At 65.8% G+C, this 16,497-nt stretch carries 21 protein-coding genes; 4 read left to right on the forward strand and 17 right to left on the reverse strand.

The genetic code is table 11. The annotated features are described in order from the left end of the window. The first annotated feature begins 10 nt into the window (after nt 1-10). Complete coding sequence (gene rhlB / locus LU671_RS00940; protein ID WP_203647928.1) at nt 11-1,477, forward strand: ATP-dependent RNA helicase RhlB; 1,467 nt, start codon at nt 11-13, stop codon at nt 1,475-1,477. Between the two features lie 154 nt (nt 1,478-1,631). Here the strand turns inward: rhlB and moaE are convergent, their stop codons facing one another. The 8 genes from moaE to LU671_RS00980 all read right to left on the reverse strand — a co-directional run bounded on the left by moaE (nt 1,632) and on the right by LU671_RS00980 (nt 7,843). Further along, nucleotides 1,632-2,084 (reverse strand): molybdopterin synthase catalytic subunit MoaE, encoded by a 453-nt coding sequence (moaE, locus tag LU671_RS00945; RefSeq protein WP_203647929.1) that lies wholly within the window; start codon nt 2,082-2,084, stop codon nt 1,632-1,634. Nucleotides 2,085-2,086: 2 nt separating this feature from the next. Then, nucleotides 2,087-2,332 carry a molybdopterin converting factor subunit 1 gene (gene moaD / locus LU671_RS00950; RefSeq protein ID WP_203647930.1) on the reverse strand — a complete coding sequence of 82 codons (246 nt, stop codon included), beginning with the start codon at nt 2,330-2,332 and terminating at the stop codon, nt 2,087-2,089. Further along, nucleotides 2,332-2,802 (reverse strand): cyclic pyranopterin monophosphate synthase MoaC, encoded by a 471-nt coding sequence (moaC, locus tag LU671_RS00955; protein ID WP_046857035.1) that lies wholly within the window; start codon nt 2,800-2,802, stop codon nt 2,332-2,334. The genes moaD and moaC overlap by 1 nt, the downstream gene beginning before the upstream one ends. 121 nt (nt 2,803-2,923) lie before the next feature. Next, nucleotides 2,924-4,318, reverse strand: a complete 1,395-nt coding sequence (locus LU671_RS00960) for a PhoH family protein (RefSeq protein WP_011535580.1) — start codon at nt 4,316-4,318, stop codon at nt 2,924-2,926. 294 nt (nt 4,319-4,612) lie between these two features. Further along, nucleotides 4,613-5,380, reverse strand: coding sequence for a phosphonate ABC transporter, permease protein PhnE (gene phnE / locus LU671_RS00965; RefSeq protein ID WP_232854684.1), 768 nt, complete (start codon nt 5,378-5,380; stop codon nt 4,613-4,615). Next, entirely contained in the window at nt 5,377-6,204 is an 828-nt protein-coding gene (locus tag LU671_RS00970) for a PhnE/PtxC family ABC transporter permease (RefSeq protein ID WP_232854685.1), read from the reverse strand. Before LU671_RS00970 ends, phnE begins: the two co-directional genes overlap by 4 nt. Next, complete coding sequence (locus LU671_RS00975) at nt 6,198-6,992, reverse strand: phosphonate ABC transporter ATP-binding protein (RefSeq protein ID WP_232854686.1); 795 nt, start codon at nt 6,990-6,992, stop codon at nt 6,198-6,200. The genes LU671_RS00970 and LU671_RS00975 overlap by 7 nt, the downstream gene beginning before the upstream one ends. Then, a complete protein-coding gene (locus LU671_RS00980; protein ID WP_232854687.1) occupies nt 6,989-7,843 on the reverse strand; it encodes a putative selenate ABC transporter substrate-binding protein in 855 nt (284 codons plus the stop codon). Before LU671_RS00980 ends, LU671_RS00975 begins: the two co-directional genes overlap by 4 nt. Nucleotides 7,844-8,006: 163 nt before the next feature. Between LU671_RS00980 and selD the strand changes: the two genes are divergently transcribed. Both selD and mnmH read left to right on the forward strand, forming a co-directional pair. Beyond that, complete coding sequence (gene selD / locus LU671_RS00985; RefSeq protein ID WP_232854688.1) at nt 8,007-9,041, forward strand: selenide, water dikinase SelD; 1,035 nt, start codon at nt 8,007-8,009, stop codon at nt 9,039-9,041. Then, nucleotides 9,041-10,153: a tRNA 2-selenouridine(34) synthase MnmH gene (gene mnmH, locus LU671_RS00990; RefSeq protein WP_232854689.1), complete on the forward strand. Its 1,113-nt coding sequence runs from the start codon at nt 9,041-9,043 to the stop codon at nt 10,151-10,153. Before selD ends, mnmH begins: the two co-directional genes overlap by 1 nt. Nucleotides 10,154-10,423: 270 nt before the next feature. On the opposite strand, the gene LU671_RS00995 is transcribed toward mnmH, so the two are convergent. From LU671_RS00995 to LU671_RS01010, 4 genes are all read right to left on the reverse strand, one after another. Beyond that, nucleotides 10,424-10,840, reverse strand: coding sequence for a hypothetical protein (locus LU671_RS00995; protein ID WP_232854690.1), 417 nt, complete (start codon nt 10,838-10,840; stop codon nt 10,424-10,426). Between the two features lie 3 nt (nt 10,841-10,843). Then, nucleotides 10,844-11,284 (reverse strand): Panacea domain-containing protein, encoded by a 441-nt coding sequence (locus LU671_RS01000; RefSeq protein ID WP_203647936.1) that lies wholly within the window; start codon nt 11,282-11,284, stop codon nt 10,844-10,846. Between the two features lie 117 nt (nt 11,285-11,401). Continuing rightward, nucleotides 11,402-11,788, reverse strand: a complete 387-nt coding sequence (locus tag LU671_RS01005; protein ID WP_062575096.1) for a lysozyme inhibitor LprI family protein — start codon at nt 11,786-11,788, stop codon at nt 11,402-11,404. Nucleotides 11,789-11,984: 196 nt separating this feature from the next. Further along, complete coding sequence (locus tag LU671_RS01010; RefSeq protein WP_203647937.1) at nt 11,985-12,905, reverse strand: LysR family transcriptional regulator; 921 nt, start codon at nt 12,903-12,905, stop codon at nt 11,985-11,987. Between the two features lie 91 nt (nt 12,906-12,996). On the opposite strand from LU671_RS01010, the gene LU671_RS01015 reads away from it, so the two are divergent. Beyond that, nucleotides 12,997-13,464: a DMT family transporter gene (locus LU671_RS01015; RefSeq protein WP_203647938.1), complete on the forward strand. Its 468-nt coding sequence runs from the start codon at nt 12,997-12,999 to the stop codon at nt 13,462-13,464. A gap of 124 nt (nt 13,465-13,588) precedes the next feature. Here the strand turns inward: LU671_RS01015 and LU671_RS01020 are convergent, their stop codons facing one another. The 5 genes from LU671_RS01020 to LU671_RS01040 all read right to left on the reverse strand — a co-directional run bounded on the left by LU671_RS01020 (nt 13,589) and on the right by LU671_RS01040 (nt 16,063). Next, nucleotides 13,589-14,128: a hypothetical protein gene (locus LU671_RS01020; RefSeq protein ID WP_232854691.1), complete on the reverse strand. Its 540-nt coding sequence runs from the start codon at nt 14,126-14,128 to the stop codon at nt 13,589-13,591. An 84-nt stretch (nt 14,129-14,212) separates the two neighbouring features. Beyond that, the gene (locus LU671_RS01025; protein ID WP_110736792.1) at nt 14,213-14,752 is read right to left on the reverse strand and encodes a hypothetical protein; all 540 of its coding nucleotides are present in this window, start codon (nt 14,750-14,752) and stop codon (nt 14,213-14,215) included. A gap of 51 nt (nt 14,753-14,803) precedes the next feature. Beyond that, nucleotides 14,804-15,367: a GNAT family N-acetyltransferase gene (locus LU671_RS01030; protein ID WP_232854692.1), complete on the reverse strand. Its 564-nt coding sequence runs from the start codon at nt 15,365-15,367 to the stop codon at nt 14,804-14,806. A 202-nt stretch (nt 15,368-15,569) separates the two neighbouring features. Then, nucleotides 15,570-15,821, reverse strand: a complete 252-nt coding sequence (locus LU671_RS01035) for a DUF3077 domain-containing protein (RefSeq protein WP_050703802.1) — start codon at nt 15,819-15,821, stop codon at nt 15,570-15,572. After that, entirely contained in the window at nt 15,818-16,063 is a 246-nt protein-coding gene (locus LU671_RS01040; protein ID WP_232854693.1) for a hypothetical protein, read from the reverse strand. Before LU671_RS01040 ends, LU671_RS01035 begins: the two co-directional genes overlap by 4 nt. Nucleotides 16,064-16,497: the final 434 nt, after the last annotated feature.

A 16,497-nucleotide genomic window follows, 5' to 3' on the forward strand; every position in this document is an offset into this window, starting at 1 on the left:
CGAGACGACCGTGCTCAAGGCACTCAAGAAAATATTCGCCAAGGGAGACGCCGCGCCACAGGCCGCCGAGCCCGTCGCCGTGACCCCGCCCGCGCCGGCCGCGCAACCGGCCGTCGAAAAGGCACCAGCGCGCCAGCACGCCAAGCCCAGGGCCGCGGCAAAACCGCAGGCCGAACCCCAGCCCGCCGACCAGCCACGCGCCGAGCAGCCCGCCCGGGACAAGCCGCGCCGCGAACGCAAGCCCAAGCCCCAGGCCAGCCTGTGGAAGCCCGAGGACTTCGTGGTCGAGCCGCAGGAAGGCAAGACCCGCTTCCACGACTTCAAGCTCTCCAACGAGCTGATGCACGCCATCCACGACCTCGGCTTCCCCTACTGCACGCCGATCCAGGCCCAGGTCCTGGGCCACACCCTGCGTGGCCAGGACGCCATCGGCCGGGCCCAGACCGGCACCGGCAAGACCGCCGCGTTCCTGGTCTCGATCATCTCGCAGCTGCAGCAGGTGCCGCCGCCCAAGGAGCGCTACATGGGCGAGCCGCGGGCGCTGATCATCGCCCCGACCCGCGAGCTGGTGGTGCAGATCGCCAAGGATGCCCAGGCCCTGACCAAGTACAGCGGCCTGAACGTGATGAGCTTCGTCGGCGGCATGGACTTCGACAAGCAGCTGAAATCGCTGGAGGCCCGCCACTGCGACATCCTGGTGGCCACCCCCGGCCGCCTGCTGGACTTCAACCAGCGCGGCGAGGTGCACCTGGACATGGTCGAGGTGCTGGTGCTGGACGAGGCCGACCGCATGCTCGACATGGGCTTCATCCCCCAGGTCCGCCAGATCATCCGCCAGACCCCGCCCAAGAGCGAGCGCCAGACCCTGCTGTTCTCGGCCACCTTCACCGACGATGTGATGAACCTGGCCAAGCAGTGGACCACCGATCCGGCCATCGTCGAGATCGAGCCGGAGAACGTGGCCAGCGAGACCGTCGAGCAGCACGTCTACGCCGTGGCCGGCAGCGACAAGTACAAGCTGCTGTACAACCTGGTCACGCAGAACAAGTGGGAACGGGTGATGGTGTTCGCCAACCGCAAGGACGAGGTGCGGCGCATCGAGGAGAAACTGGTGCGCGACGGCATCAACGCCGCCCAGCTGTCGGGCGACGTGCCACAGCACAAGCGCATCCGCACCCTGGAGAATTTCCGCGAAGGACGCATCAGCGTGCTGGTGGCCACCGATGTGGCCGGCCGCGGCATCCACATCGACGGCATCAGCCATGTGATCAACTTCACCCTGCCGGAAGATCCGGACGACTACGTGCACCGTATCGGCCGTACCGGCCGTGCGGGCAGCAGCGGTGTGTCGATCAGCTTTGCCGGCGAGGACGATTCGTACCAGCTGCCGGCGATCGAGGAGCTGCTGGGGCGCAAGATCAAGTGCGAGATGCCGCCGGACGAGCTGTTGAAGCCGGTGCCGCGCAAGCATCATTGATCTTCAAGGCCGCTCACCTCCCTGTAGGAGCGGCCTTGTGCCGCGAAAGGGCCGCGCAGCGGCCCCAGCAATATCTGCATCAATGCTGAAACCCTGGGGCCGCTTTGCGGCCCTTTCGCGGCACAAGGCCGCTCCTACAGAAAGCGACCTTTCCCTAGGACTCCCAGCGCCCCGCCGCATCCTGATCGCTCTGCTTACCCTCGACCCAGCGCGGCCCTTCCCGGGTGTTCTCCTTCTTCCAGAACGGCGCCCGGGTCTTCAGGTAATCCATGATGAAGTTGCAGGCATCGAACGCCGCCTGGCGGTGCGCGCTGGCCACGCCGACGAAGACGATCGGCTCGCCCGGCTCCAGGGCGCCGATGCGGTGCAGCACCTCGACCTTGAGCAACGGCCAGCGCTGCTCGGCCTCGACCACGATCTTGGCCAGGGCCTTCTCGGTCATCCCCGGGTAGTGCTCGAGGAACATCCCGGCCACATCCAGGCCATCGTTGAAGTCGCGCACGTAGCCGACGAAACCGACTACCGCGCCCACGCCGACATTGGCGGCGTGCATGGCGTTGACCTCAGCGCCCGGGTCGAAGGCCGCCTGCTGGACACGTACGGCCACGGTCAACCTCCGGTCACGGGTGGGAAGAACGCGATCTCGTCACCCTCTTCCACTGGCTCATCGAGCCGGCACAGCTCTTCGTTGCGGGCGCACATCAGGTTCTGCTCGGCCAGCACCGCATAATGCCCGCCCTTGCCCACCAGGGCCTGGCGCACATCCTCCAGTACCTTGAAGTCACCTTCCAGGCGCTCGGCATCGACGCCCAGCAACTCACGGTAGCGGGCGAAATACATGACCTTGACCTTCATCACCCCTCCACCTTGTAGTGGCCGCTCTTGCCGCCGGTCTTCTCCAGCAGGCGCACTTGCTCGATGACCATGCCCTTGTCCACCGCCTTGCACATGTCGTAGATGGTCAGCGCGGCGACGCTGGCGGCGGTCAGGGCTTCCATCTCGACGCCGGTCTGCCCGGCCAACTTGCAGCGGGCGACGATGTGCACCACATCCTCGCCTTCGGCGGCCAGCTCGACCTTGACGCCGGTGAGCATCAGCGGATGGCACAGCGGGATCAGGTCGCTGGTCTTCTTCGCCGCCTGGATGCCGGCGATGCGCGCCACGGCGAACACGTCGCCCTTGGGGTGTTGGCCATCGACGATCATGCGCAGGGTGTCCGGCAACATGCGCACCCGCGCCTCGGCAATCGCCTCGCGGGCGGTCACGGCCTTTTCAGTGACGTCGACCATGTTGGCGCGCCCCTGGGAATCAAGATGAGTCAGCACTGCTCTGCTCCTGGGTAGGGAATACAGAGTGTAAACCTGCAGGTCAGCTTTGAGCAGAGGGCAGATCAGCGCATCGCGGGGTAAGCCCGCTCCCACGACGAATCGTGGGAGCGGGCTTGGGTTACAGATGCGACTCGGCGTACTCGGCCAGCACCGAGCGCGGCACGCCCTGCAGGGTGATGTGAACGCCGTGGGGGAAGTCCTTGAAGCGTTCGGTCAGGTAGGTCAGCCCGGAGCTGGTGGCCGACAGGTACGGCGTGTCGATCTGCGCCAGGTTGCCCAGGCAGACCACCTTGGACCCGTTCCCCGCGCGGGTGATGATGGTCTTGATCTGGTGCGGCGTGAGGTTCTGGCACTCGTCGATGAGGATCAGGCTCTGCTGGAAGCTGCGACCCCGGATGTAGTTCAGCGACTTGAACTGCAACGGCACCCGCTCGAGGATGTACTCGACGCTGCCGTGGGTGCTCTCGTCGTCCATGTGCAGCGCTTCGAGGTTGTCGGTGATGGCGCCCAGCCAGGGCTCCATCTTCTCCGCCTCGGTGCCCGGCAGGAAGCCGATCTCCTGGTCCAGCCCCTGCACGCTGCGGGTGGCGATGATGCGCCGGTAGCGCTTGCTGACCATGGTCTGCTCGATGGCCGCGGCCAACGCCAGGATGGTCTTGCCGGAGCCGGCGGCGCCGGTCAGGTTGACCAGGTGGATATCCGGGTCGAGCAGGGCGAACAGCGCCAGGCTCTGGTGGATGTCCCGCGGCTTGAGGCCCCAGGCTTCCTGGTGCAGCAGCGGTTCCTGGTGCAGGTCGAGCAGCAGCAGCTCGTCGTTGCGGATGCCCTTGATCCAACCGACGAAGCCCTGTTCATCGATGATGAACTCGTTGATATGCACCGCCGGCAGGTTGTCGATCAGTTGCACCCGGTGCCAGGTACGGCCGCGCTCCTGGCGGGTGTCGACCTTGCTCACGCGGTCCCAGAACGACCCTGTGACCGAGTGATAGCCCTTGGACAGCAAGGACACGTCGTCGACCAGCTGGTCGGTGCTGTAGTCCTCGGCGGCGATCCCGCAGGCACGCGCCTTCAGGCGCATGTTGATATCCTTGGTCACCAGCACCACGTCGAGGTCCTTGCGCTTGGCGCGCAGGTCCAGCAGCTGGTTGATGATGATGTTGTCGGCGAGGTTTTCGGGGAGCAGGCGGTTCGGCTCGTTGCGCGTGCTCATGAGGATGGACAGGAAGCCCTTGGGCCCGCTCTTGCCGCGCTGGATCGGCACGCCCTGCTCGACATCGCTGGGCGAGGCATCACCGAGGGTCTGGTCGATCAGGCGGATGGCCTGGCGACACTCGGCGGCGATGGTGTGTTTACCGGTCTTGAGCTTGTCGAGTTCCTCCAGCACCGTCATCGGTATGGCGACGTGGTGCTCCTCGAAGTTGAGCAGGGCGTTGGGGTCGTGAATCAGGACGTTGGTATCGAGCACATACAGGATTGGCTGGTTGGAGGAAGGGTTGCGTCCTTGGTCATCCATACTCGTTCACCTTATGTGAAAGCCACACGGCGCGAACGGCTGCGCCGCAGAGTGACTGCCGTTCTTCCCGTATCCGCGTTGTTACGGGCGGGAAGCTCACCTGGCAAGGAGGGCGTGGATGACGCCACCTGTGCTGCAGGGTTCGGCTGTCTGGTTCCTTGATACCGCAAAAACCATGACCGAAAAAAGTCTTTTTACGCTCCGGTGAAGTTTATTTTTCGGATTGACGAACAGGGCTTGGCGCGAGGCCGGAGCGGGACTACAGTCAGAGATCAGGTAGCGCATCAAGCCCGTTCAGGCGCGCACGAAACGCTGGCGCAGCACATTGCTCAGGGCATCCACCAGCAGCACCAGCAACAGCATGGCGATGATCACCGTGCTGGCCTGGGCCTCCTGGAACAGGCTCAGGGTCGCGTAGAGCATCTGTCCCAGCCCGCCCGCCCCCACGAAGCCCAGCACGCTGGCCATGCGGATGTTGTTTTCCCAGCGATACAGGCTGTACGCCAGCAGTTGTGGCCACAGGTTGGGCAACGTGCCGAAACAGAACGCCGCCACCTGGCTGCCGCCTTGCAGGCGGATCGCCGTCGCAGGCTCAGGCGGCGCATTCTCCAGCGCCTCGGCGAACAGCCGCCCCAGCACCCCGGCGGTGTGCAGCGCCAGCGCCAGGGTGCCGGCATTCGGCCCCAGGCCCGCCGCCAGCACGGTCAGCGCCGCCCAGACCAGCTCCGGAATCGCCCGCAGCGCATTGAGCAGCAGGCGCGCCGCGCCCTGCAACGGCCAGCCAAAGCGTCCGGCGGCCGGCAGCGCCAGCATCAGGCCGAGCAGTATTGCCAGCAGTGTCCCCATCCCCGACATCGCCAGCGTTTCCAAGGCGCCGCGCCCAACCGCCCGCAGGTTCGCCACAGAGAGGTCCGGGTGCAGGAAACGCGCCGCGTATTCCCCCATCTGCGCCGGCCCACCGCTGCCGACAACCGCTGCCAGGTCCAGCTCCAGGTAGGCGAACGACGCCAGCACCGCCGCCAGGATCGCGACAATCACCAGCCCATTGATCACCCGCCTCATGCGAGCCTCCCGCGCAGGAAGCGGCTGAGCAGGTCGGCCAGCATCACCAGCAGCAGGAAGGTCAGCAGCATGCTCGCCACCTCGGCGCCGGCGAACATGCGCATCGACAGGTCGATCTGCTGGCCCAGGCCGCCGGCGCCGACGAAGCCCATCACCACCGAGGCGCGCACCGCGCATTCCCAGCGGTACACGGTGTAGGACACCACCTCGCTCGCGGCCTCGGGCAGGGTGCCGTAGAGAAACGCCGACAGCCGGCTGCTGCCGGCCTGGAGCAAGGCATGGGCCGGGCGCTGGTCCACCGATTCGAAGATCTCCGCGTAGACCTTGCCGAGCATGCCGCTGTAGGTAATGGCGATGGCCAGCACCCCGGCGGTCGGGCCCAGGCCTACAGCGCGGACGAACAGCAGTGCCCAGACAATCTCGGGCACGCTGCGCAGGAAGATCAACACGCCGCGCACCGGCAGGCGCGCAGCGCGTGACCACGGTCGCAGACGTCCACCGTTGGAAGCCGCCCGCAGCGACAGTGCCCGGCTGGCCAACAGACTGGCCGGTACCGCCAGCAGCAGCGCCAGGGTCATGCCCGCCGTGGCCACGGCCAGGGTCTGCACCGTGGCGCTGAGCAATAAATCGAGAAACTCGCCGTCGTGGGCCGGGGGCCAGAACGCGCTGACGAAGCTGGCCATCTGTTGACGGTTCTCGGCCTGCAACAGCACGCCGGGATCCAGCTCGCTCAAGTGCAAGCCCGGCCACAGCAGCGCCAGGCACAGCAGGGTCAGCAACAAGCGAGGGATGGCAGCGGGATCGCGCTGGTCAGTGCTCAGCATCGCGGGATCTGCACCTGCAGGCTTGCCGTCGCGGTGACAGGCGAGGCCAGTTGCTCGTTGGCGTACAAGGCATCGAGCATCGCTTCGCTGACCGCTGCTGCCGGGCAGTCGAACGCCACCTGCCCGGCACGAATGCCGACAATGCGCGGAAAATGCGCCAGCGCGAGCTCCACCGCGTGCAGGCTGGCGACCAGGGTCACGCCATGGGCCTGGGCATGGCGGTTGAGCAGCGCCAGGCTGTGGTCGGCCAGCACCGGGTCCATGGCCGAGACCGGTTCGTCGGTCAGCAGCACTTCAGGTCGCTGGTACAAGGCGCGGGCAATGCCGACCCGCTGCAACTGGCCACCGGACAACTGCCCGCACTGGGCGAACAGCTTGTCGGCCATGCCCAGCTCGGCCAGCGCCGCGCGGGCACCGGGCACATCGCCGGGATGGATCAGATTGAGCAGCCCGCGCAACGTGCCCCACTGCCCGAGGCGCCCCGCCAGCACGGCGGTGACCACCCGCTGGCGCGGCGGCAGGGGCGGCGCCTGGTGCACCAGGCCAACCCGTGCGCGCAAGCGCTGGCGGGCCCGGGCAGACAAGGCCCAGGGTTGCTCGCCCAACAGCTCCAGGCGCCCGTCACTGGGCGGCACGGCAGTGGCCATCAGGTGCAGCAGGCTGGACTTGCCGGCCCCGGACGGGCCGATGATCGCCACCCGCTCGCCCTGGCCGAACTGCAGGTCCACCGCGCTCAAGGCCTGGACCTGACCATGGCGCACACTGGCGCCCTGAACACGGATACTCACTTGAGCAGGCCAGCCTCACGCGCGGCTTGCTCGGTGCCTTGGTAGTTCTCCGGCTTGGTCTCGATGAAGCGGCTGGCGGCCTGCAGGTCGAGGATCGCCTTGTCCGCAGGCTTGGCTGGGTCCAGGGCGAGGAAGGCCTGCTTGATCTTCTCTTTCAGCGCCGGGTCCATGTTGCCGCGCACGGTCCAGTTGTAGTCGAAGTACTCCGGCGTGGTGGCGAACACCTTGACCTTGCTGGTGTCGACCTTGCCTGCCGCGACCAGCTTGTCCCAGACGCTGGCATTGAGCACGCCGGCATCGGCCTTGCCGGCCTGGACCCAGGCGGCGGTGGCATCGTGGGCGCCGGAATAAGCGACGCGACTGAAGTACTCCTCGGGCTTGATGTTGTCGTTCTTGAGCATGAAGTAACGCGGCATCAGGCTGCCCGAGGTGGACGAAATCGAACCGAAGGCGAAGGTCTTGCCCTTCAGGTCCTTGAGGCTCTTCACGTCCGGGTTGGCGGTGATGAACTTGCTGGTGAACTTGGCATCCTGCTCACGCTGCACCAGCGGCGTGGCCTTGGGGTCCTTCAGGTGCACCTGGACGAAGGTGAAGCCCCCCAGCCAGGCCAGGTCCAGGCGATCGCTGGCCAGCGACTCGACCACCGCCGGGTAGTCGGCCACCGGCACGAACTGCACCTTCATGCCCAGCTGCTGCTCGAGGTATTCGCCCAGCGGCTTGAACTTGCGCAGCAGTTCGGTCGGCGCCTCGTCGGGGATGGCGCTGACGCGCAGCACATCGGCGGCCTGGGCGACCACCGCGCAGCAGGACAGCGCGAGGCCGGCAAACAGGGCCAGGGGGCGTTTGAGCATGGGGATTCTCCGGTTCGATAGCGGGGCATGAGTCGATGGCGCATCGCAGGTCTGCGTGGGAGCGGGCTTGCCCCGCGATGCTGATAAACGAGGGAAGTATAAGAGCCGCAGGCACAAAGGCCAGCTTTGCTACAATCGCGCATCACGAAAAGTCGAGGTGCACATGAGCGAGCCGATTCGTCTGACACAGTACAGCCACGGCGCTGGCTGTGGCTGCAAGATTTCTCCCAAGGTCCTGGATGTGATCCTCGCCGAGAGCGGCACCCAGGCCCTCGACCCGAAACTCTGGGTCGGCAACGCCTCGCGCGACGACGCCGCCGTCTACGCCCTGGATGACGAGCGTGGGGTGGTCTCGACCACTGACTTCTTCATGCCCATCGTCGACGACCCGTACGACTTCGGCCGCATCGCCGCCACCAACGCCATCAGTGACATCTACGCCATGGGCGGCGATCCGCTGATGGCCATCGCCATCCTCGGCTGGCCGGTCAACGTGCTGCCGCCGGAGGTCGCCCGCGAGGTGATCCGCGGTGGCCGCGCCGTGTGCGCCGAAGCGGGTATCCCGCTGGCCGGCGGCCACTCCATCGACGCCCCCGAACCGATCTTCGGCCTGGCCGTGACCGGCGTGGTGAGCAAGCGCCACCTCAAGCGCAACGACACCGCCAGCGTCGGTTGCCACCTGTACCTGACCAAGCCGCTGGGCATCGGCATCCTCACCACCGCCGAGAAGAAGGCCAAGCTGCGCGAACAGGACCAGGGCCTGGCCCGCGACTGGATGTGCACCCTCAACACCCCGGGCAGCCGCTTCGGCAAGCTCGACGGCGTGCAGGCGATGACCGACGTCACCGGTTTCGGCCTGCTCGGCCACCTGGTCGAAGTCGCCGAGGGCAGCGGCCTCACCGCCCGCCTGCAGTTCAATGCCGTGCCGCGCCTGCCCAGCGTCGAACACTACCTGGCCGAGGGCTGCATCCCCGGCGGCACCCTGCGCAACTTCGACAGCTACGGCCACAAGATCGGCGCGCTGAGCGACGAGCAGAAGCACCTACTGTGCGACCCGCAGACCAGCGGCGGCCTGCTGGTGGCGGTCACCCCGCAGGGCGAGGCCGAATTCCTCGCCGTGGCGCGGGAACTGGGGCTCGAGCTGGCGCCGATCGGCGAGCTGGTCGAGCGACAGAGCCACGCAGTCGAGGTGATCTGATGCGCCCCGACTGCACCGAGCTGAAACAGCTGTTCCTCGACGACGTGCCGATGATGGACATGCGCGCGCCGATCGAATTCACCAAGGGCGCCTTCCCCGGCGCCGTCAACCTGCCGCTGATGAACGACCAGGAGCGGCAGAAGGTCGGCACCTGCTACAAGCAGCAGGGCCAGGCCGCCGCCATCGCCCTGGGCCATCAGTTGGTCAACGGCGCGCTCAAGCAGCAGCGCCTGGAAGCCTGGGCCGCGTTCACCCAGGTCCATCCCGACGGCTACCTCTATTGTTTCCGTGGCGGTCTGCGCTCGCAGATCGTCCAGGGCTGGCTCAAGGACGCCGGCATCCAGTATCCGAAGGTGGTGGGCGGCTACAAGGCCATGCGCACCCTGCTGATGGATACCACGCTGCAGGCGGTGCAGCAGTGCGAGTTCGTCCTGCTGGGCGGACTGACCGGCACCGGCAAGACCGATGTGCTGCACCAGCTGGACAACGTGCTCGACCTCGAAGGCCACGCCAACCACCGCGGCTCCAGCTTCGGCAAGCGCGCCACGGCGCAGCCGGCGCAGATCGATTTCGAGAACGCGCTGGCCATCGACATCCTCAAGAAACGCGAGCGTGGCACCGGCCAGTTCGTGCTCGAGGACGAAGGCCGCGTGGTCGGCAGCTGCGCGGTGCCGCTGGAGCTGTACCAGGGCATGCAGCGCTATCCGCTGGTGTGGCTTGAAGACAGCTTCGAGCATCGCGTGGAACGCATCCTGCGCGACTACGTGATCAACCTGTGCGCCGAATACATCGCCGTGCACGGTGCAGAGGCCGGCGGCCCACTGTTCGCCGAGCGTATGCGCCAGAGCATGGCCAACATCCACAAGCGCCTGGGCGGCGAACGCTTCCAGCGGCTGTCGACGTTGCTCGACCAGGCGCTGGAGGAGCAGTTGCGCAGTGGTGACGTGAGCCTGCACCGAGGGTGGATCGAAGGGCTGCTCAAGGAGTACTACGACCCGATGTACGCCTACCAGCGTGAGGCCAAGGCACAGCGGATCGAGTTCGCCGGAGACGGCGTGGAGGTGCGCGAGTACCTGAAGGCCCGGGCACGACGCGCGCACCGCAGCGCCTGAAGCTCGGGCAAGACCGCTCCAATGGAACTGCAAATGACTGATTGATTTAGCAGGGACCTGTGGGAGCGGCTTTAGCCGCGAACACCGGCGAAGCCGGTGCCAGGCACCGCGTTGGATTCTTCGCGGGTAAACCCGCTCCCACAGTCGCGCAGGGAGCTGACTTCGCGGGTAGTCCGCGCACCCTGTGGGAGCGGGCTTGCCCGCGAACACCGGCAAAGCCGGTGCCATACCCCGCTTGACTAGCCCACCAAAGGACCACTGCACTTCGCGTCAATGCTTGTACAACTTGAACTCACGATCTATCCAGATCACATGGAAGATCCGCCCGCTGCGATACCCCACCATCGCCACCAGATCGAAAGCCCTGAACGCCAGCAACCGAACATCCTCGGTGAGAAATGAAGGCAACACAGCCCTGATACTGCCGCGTGAAATCGTCTCCGTGCCATAACCGTGTCGATCGAGCTGGCGGATCTCTCGCCACGTGCGTTGGCTGATCTGGCGCAGTCGCTCGAGCATCCGCGCCCGCTCCGCCTGCTGGCAATCCTGGATGCACCAACCTGATTGCAGGTGCTCCAGTGAGAACACTGGTGGGCGCAGGTCCGAATCGTCAGCCTCGCCTGCCGCTTGGCGTGTCCTGACCTGATTTCCCTGGGCGTCTCGCTCCTTGAGTCGCTTGCGTACCATTGCTCAGTTCACCAGGTGGTTCCTGAAGTAGCGCTGCATTTCGTCCCGGGGAATTTCCCGGCTGAAAGCGCCCTCCTGATAATTGTCCCGCCAGGGGTCTTCTTCATGGGTCAGTTGGCGGAGCTTCCACGCCGAATACTGCCCATAAACCTCGAAGACCTCCTTGATCAGACGGGCCTGCTCCCGGGAAAAGCAGGTCGGCTCGAACACGGCAGGCACCGGAATCGGGTTCGAGCCGTGCTGGCTGAACCGGCGGTAGAGGTCGGGCACCACCGGGCCATGCATCCAGGCCTCGATTCGCTCTTCGAACAACGGCCCGCCCAGCAAGACCAAGCTGAAGCCCTGCGCGTAATAAACCAGCTTCTGCAGCTTCAGGTTCGAGATTTCACCCGCCTCGCCTTCCAGCGTGAGGAAGTAGTTGGCGACATCGGTGCTGTCAGGCATGTGCTCCTCCCTTGGTGAACAAGCTGTCCATGAGCTGTACAAAAATACAGCCATCAAGGTCGCGGCGATACCCTTCAGCCGACCAGATCAACCACCAATCTGTAAGCTGATGCTGCGCTACTGCCCCGGACTGAGCACACGCTCCAGCTCCGCCGCCCGGTCCTTGCTCATGTCCATCTCGCACATCGCGCCTTCGATGCGGTAGATGCTGCCGTTGCTCAACTTGCCGTGGAACGCGCAGTTGCCGTCGCGGTACTTCATCCAGGTACGCTGGACTTCGCGCAGGTCCTTCTGCTGCTGGCTGTCGAGCTTGGCCATCAACTGCTTGTAGACCCGGTTCAGCCGGTCATCCTGTAGCTGGGTCTCGGCCTGGATACAGGCGCCCATGGCCAAGGTGCTGGAGGCCTTGTCCATGCACTGGGTGTAGGTGGGCGAATAGTCTTCGGCCTGGGCAGCGGTCGCGATCAGCAGGGCGGCAACGCCGGGCAGGTAACGCTTGAACATGGGCATTCCTTCTCGCTTAGGGTCTTGGCACAGCCTAGTGTCCTGTCTCGGAAATACGTTCTCTTTTGGCGAGTGGCTTGGGTGTTCGGGCAAGGCGCCGCGACGAGTCATAGCAGGGCTATGGCGAGGAGTGGCAACGCCGGCCGGGCGCCCAAGACGCCGCCAAAAGTGAACAGCTTATTTCCGAGACAGGACACTAGCACCCTGCCACGCTTTCGTTCACGCACAGCGCCTGGATCCGCGCCCGCAGCCAGCGGTGCCCGGCATCGCCGTCACGCCGCGAATGCCAGGCCTGGGCGAAGGCGAACGGCGAGATCGCCAGGGGCGGCGCGAACTGGCGCAGCGCCGGGTCCAGCCGGGCACCGGCGAGGCTGCGCCGGGCCACGGTGAGCACCAGATCGGTCCCGGCAATGAGGCTTTGGGCCACACCCCAATGCGGCAGGGTCAAGGCGATGCGCCGACGTGCGCCCAAGCTGGCCAGGGCCTGGTCGATCTCGTTGTCGATGCCGGGGCGTACCGCCACCAGCACATGGGGCCGCGCCAGCCACGGGTCGAGCGCCAGGCCGCCACGGGGCGGCAGGCTGGCGCGGTCGGCCAGGCAGACGAAGGATTCCTCGAACAGCACCTGCTGGGCCATCTCCGTCGGCAGCTCCGGGAACACGCCCAGCGCCAGGTCCGCTTCGCCGTCGATCAATTGGCCGAGCATCGCCTCACGGCTGCCCTGGGACACCACCAGGTCAATGCCCGGCGCTTCGCGCCGCAGCAGGCGCATCAGCGCTGGCAGCACCACGCGGGCGCCGTAGTCGGACATGGCCAAGCGAAAGGTACGCCGTACCCGCGCCGGCTCGAAGCCCGGCGTGCCGAGCAATCCGTCGAGTTGCTGCAACGCCTCCTGCAACGGCGCTTGCAAGGCCTCGGCACGGGCTGTCAGTTGCAGGCGGCCACCGCGTCGCACCAGCAGCGGGTCGGCGAAGAGCTCGCGCAACTGCGCCAGGGCATGGCTGACCGCCGGCTGGCTGCGGTGCAGGCGCAGGGCCGCGCGGGAGACATGTTGCTCGCTGAGCAAGGCGTGCAAGGTCAGCAGCAGGTTCAGGTCGATGCGGCGCAAATCATCCATGGTACGAATACAGCCTGTGCGAAGTTCGAATTTCCATCATTGAAATGCATGATCGAGACTGAGGCCAGTGTTCTTATCTGGAGTAGACACCATGCCCGCCAGCCTCTTCGCCGCCCTCCCCTTGCTCATCGCCCTCCTTGCAGGCGCCGCCGTGCCGTTCCAGGCGGGCAGCAACGCCGCGCTCGGGCGCCTGCTCGGCCATCCGCTGTGGGCCGCCGGGGTGTCGTTGCTGGTCAGCCTGCTGATGCTGGTGCCGGCCCTGCTGCTGATGCGCGCGCCGCTGCCGCAGGTGCAGCAACTGGCCCATGCGCCCTGGTGGGCCTGGTTCGGCGGGGTCGCCGGGGTGCTGTACATCACCGCCGCGCTGGTGCTGACGCCGCGCCTGGGGGCAGCCGGGTTCATCGTCTGCGTGGTGGCCGGGCAGGTGCTGTCGTCGCTGCTGATCGACCAGTTTGGCTTGATGGGGTTGCCGGAGCGGCCGGTGAACCTGTTGCGGCTGGCGGGGGTGGGGATGATCGTGATCGGGATGATCGTGGTGCAGTGGGGAACGGTGCGTTGAGGGCCATCAAGTGCCCGCCGCTCGCCTTGCAGCGAACACTTGGTGGCCCTCACTCGGTCAACAATCCTCGCACCCAAAGACCTTGAAAGAGCTGGCATTAAGGGCCTTGTCGCAGGGCAATCCATCACAAGCTGCGCGGCTGCTCCGGCGGCACGATCACCTTGTGCGGCTCGAAGCGCAGCGAGGGCATCTGCGTACCGGCATACAGCGCCACGCTCAGGGCAGCGATCAGCGCCACATCGAGCCAACCCCAGCCCGGCACATCCGCCGCCGAGCGCGCCTTCCAGCACCACCACAGCTGCCCCAGGCAGAACACCAGGATCGCCAGCAGCCACAGGTAGAAGCCCACGCCGAAGCCGGTCACATCCTGGAAGGCGTAGCTCTGGTTGTCCGGCAAGCGGCTGATGGCAAAACTGCTGGCCGCCAGGTACAACGCCACCAGGCCGCATACCAGCGCCAGGCGGCGGAACCGTCGATGGGCGAGGATAGCCAGCGCCAGCAGCGGATTGGCGAACCACTGGTACAGGCCGAAGGCGATGCCCCAGGGGCCGTAGAGCAGCATCTGCAGCGCCGGCACATGCCGCCCGGCGCCCGTCAGGGCACCGTCGAAAGCCAGGCTCAGCAGGTACAGGGCCAGGCTTGTGGTCAGGTAGAAAGCGGGCAAGTCAGGTACCTGGAGAAAACGGGACAAGCTGCGACCTTAACCCAGCCCCTGTCGACTTTCCAAACCCATCCGGGCCGCACCGCATCAGCGTGTCGCAGCCTGCTCCGGCAACTCGTCGGCGCCGCTCGGCTGGACGCGCAGGCTCGGCATCTGCGTCCCGGCGTAGATCGTCGCCACCAGCACCGTGATCAACACACCATCGAACCAGCGCCAGCCCGGCACATCCGCCGCCGAACGCACCTTGCGGCACCACCAGGCCTGCCCGACGCAGAACAGCAGGATCGCCAGTGTCCATAGATAGTAACCGGCGCCAAAACCCGTCAGGGGCAGGAAGTTATAGCTGCGGTTGTCCGGCACCCGTTCGATGCCAAGGCAACTGAGCGCCAGGCCCAGCGCGATCACCCCGGCTGCAAGCGCCAGCCGGCGAAAGCGCCGATGGGCGAGCAGCGCCAGGCCCAGCAGCGGATTGGCAAACCACTGGTACTGCCCGAAGGCAATGCCCCAAGGGCCCATGAGCAGTATCTGCAAAGCAGGCATATGCCCATCGACGCCCATCAGGATGCCGTCGAAACACAGGCATAGCAGGAACAGCAGCAAGGTGAACGTCACATATAAAACAGGCAAAACACGGGCTCCATCCATCAATAAAAGACTCGTCCATGACACCCTCGGGTATCAGGCCACAGGCGGTTCCAGCAGCAGCCCGTACAGCCCCGAGTCAGACAGCTCACCCGCTACGCACCAGCGGGCCCGCAGCGTCCCCTCCAGGACGAAGCCCTGGCGCTCGAGGGTGCGCGCCGAGCCCTGGTTGCGCGGGTCGATTTCCGCCTCCAGGCGACGCAGGTGCAGGGTGTGGGCGAGGTAGTCGATGAAGCAGGTCAGCGCCTCGTCCATGTAGCCCCGCCCTTGGGCCGACTTGGCCAGGCAGTAGCCGACCTCGCCACGGCGCGAGCCCTCCTCGAGGTTGAACAGCTGGACCATGCCGATCAGCTCGCCGTTGTCGCGGCGGTACATGCCCAGTTTGAGCAACTGGCCGGCGGCATAGGCTTCGCGGTCGGCGGCCAGGGCGCTTTCGGCCTCGGCCAGGGTCTGCCAGGGGGCGTGGTACCAGTAACGCATCACTTCCGGGTCGGCCATGATGGTCAGCCACTGCTGCGCGTCGCCATGGCGCATGGGGCGCAGCTGCAGGCGTGGGCTTTCAAGGCACAGGTCGCTGGGGAAACTGCGGGGGTCGGGCACGCCGGGACTCCTGTCCGGTGGTGGGGAGATGACAGTCTAACGACAGTGGCCCGGTCTGGCATCCCTGGGGCCGCTTTGCGGCCCTTTCCGGCCGGTCCGACGCCTCGGCAAGGCCGCTCCTACAAGAAAACGCGATCCCCTGTAGGAGCGGCCTTGCCGAGGCGTCGGACCGGCCGGAAAGGGCTGCGCAGCAGCCCCCCATTCACCGCGCTCGATTCAACCCCAACTCCATGTCATCGATCAGCCCCTTGGCCAGACCGCTGAGAATCCGCGCCGCACTGGCGGCCATGAGGTCCCCTTCCATCTCCGCCTCGGTAGTGAAATGCGCCACGCAGCCGAGCAGCACCGACAGGTCGCTGAAGGCGTGATCGAACGGGATGCCAGGCTGGATGCAGAAGATCTCGAGGCAGGTGGTCTTGCCCTGGGTCGGGCCGGGCTTGAAGTCGTCGCTCATACCGGCGCCCCCTTGGCCCGGGCGTGGAGGACCAGCGAGATGACCAGTTGGCCGAGGATCTCGACGCTGTCCTTCATCACGTCGAGGCGCTCGTCGCGCTGGCAGACGGTGTAGGCGTGGACGGTGTCGCTGAGGGTGTGCATCAGCTTGTTGGCGTGGGCCATGGCTTCTTCGTGGTCGAGGTCGCTGATGATGGTGACGAAGGGGATTGGGTAGGGTGGGTCGGGTACTAGTTTTTTCATGGTTACTCCTCGAAATTGAATTTCAGGAACAACCACCTCGATCCTTCTCACAGATTAGGGTGGCAGTCGTACGCATGGTGAGAAGCCCGTGTGTAACCATGAATCCACGGTCAGGCCAAAGCCTGCACGCGCACGACCGCCATTGACGGTATCGACATGGTTCACACAACGGGCTTCTCACACCCGGTCGCCAAATGTGACGACCCAGTGACGGTACCCCTGATGAGTTTCCCGGCCAATTCAGAGCCTTCCGGCTGGCGCGTAGGATAGGTCCGAAGTGCTGGATGGCTGAAGGATTTGGTTTCAAGTTCAGAAATGTCTTACGGGGTTTGGGGCGAGGGTTTTGATCGCGTCATGGCCACCAGGTGCTTGGCGCTGCAAAATTTGCGGCGAACGCCTGGTGGCCCTGATGCGGTCAACAGCCCTCGCGCTCG

It is taken from the genome of Pseudomonas sp. NMI760_13, assembly GCF_021283245.1.
Lineage (GTDB): Bacteria > Pseudomonadota > Gammaproteobacteria > Pseudomonadales > Pseudomonadaceae > Aquipseudomonas > Aquipseudomonas peradeniyensis.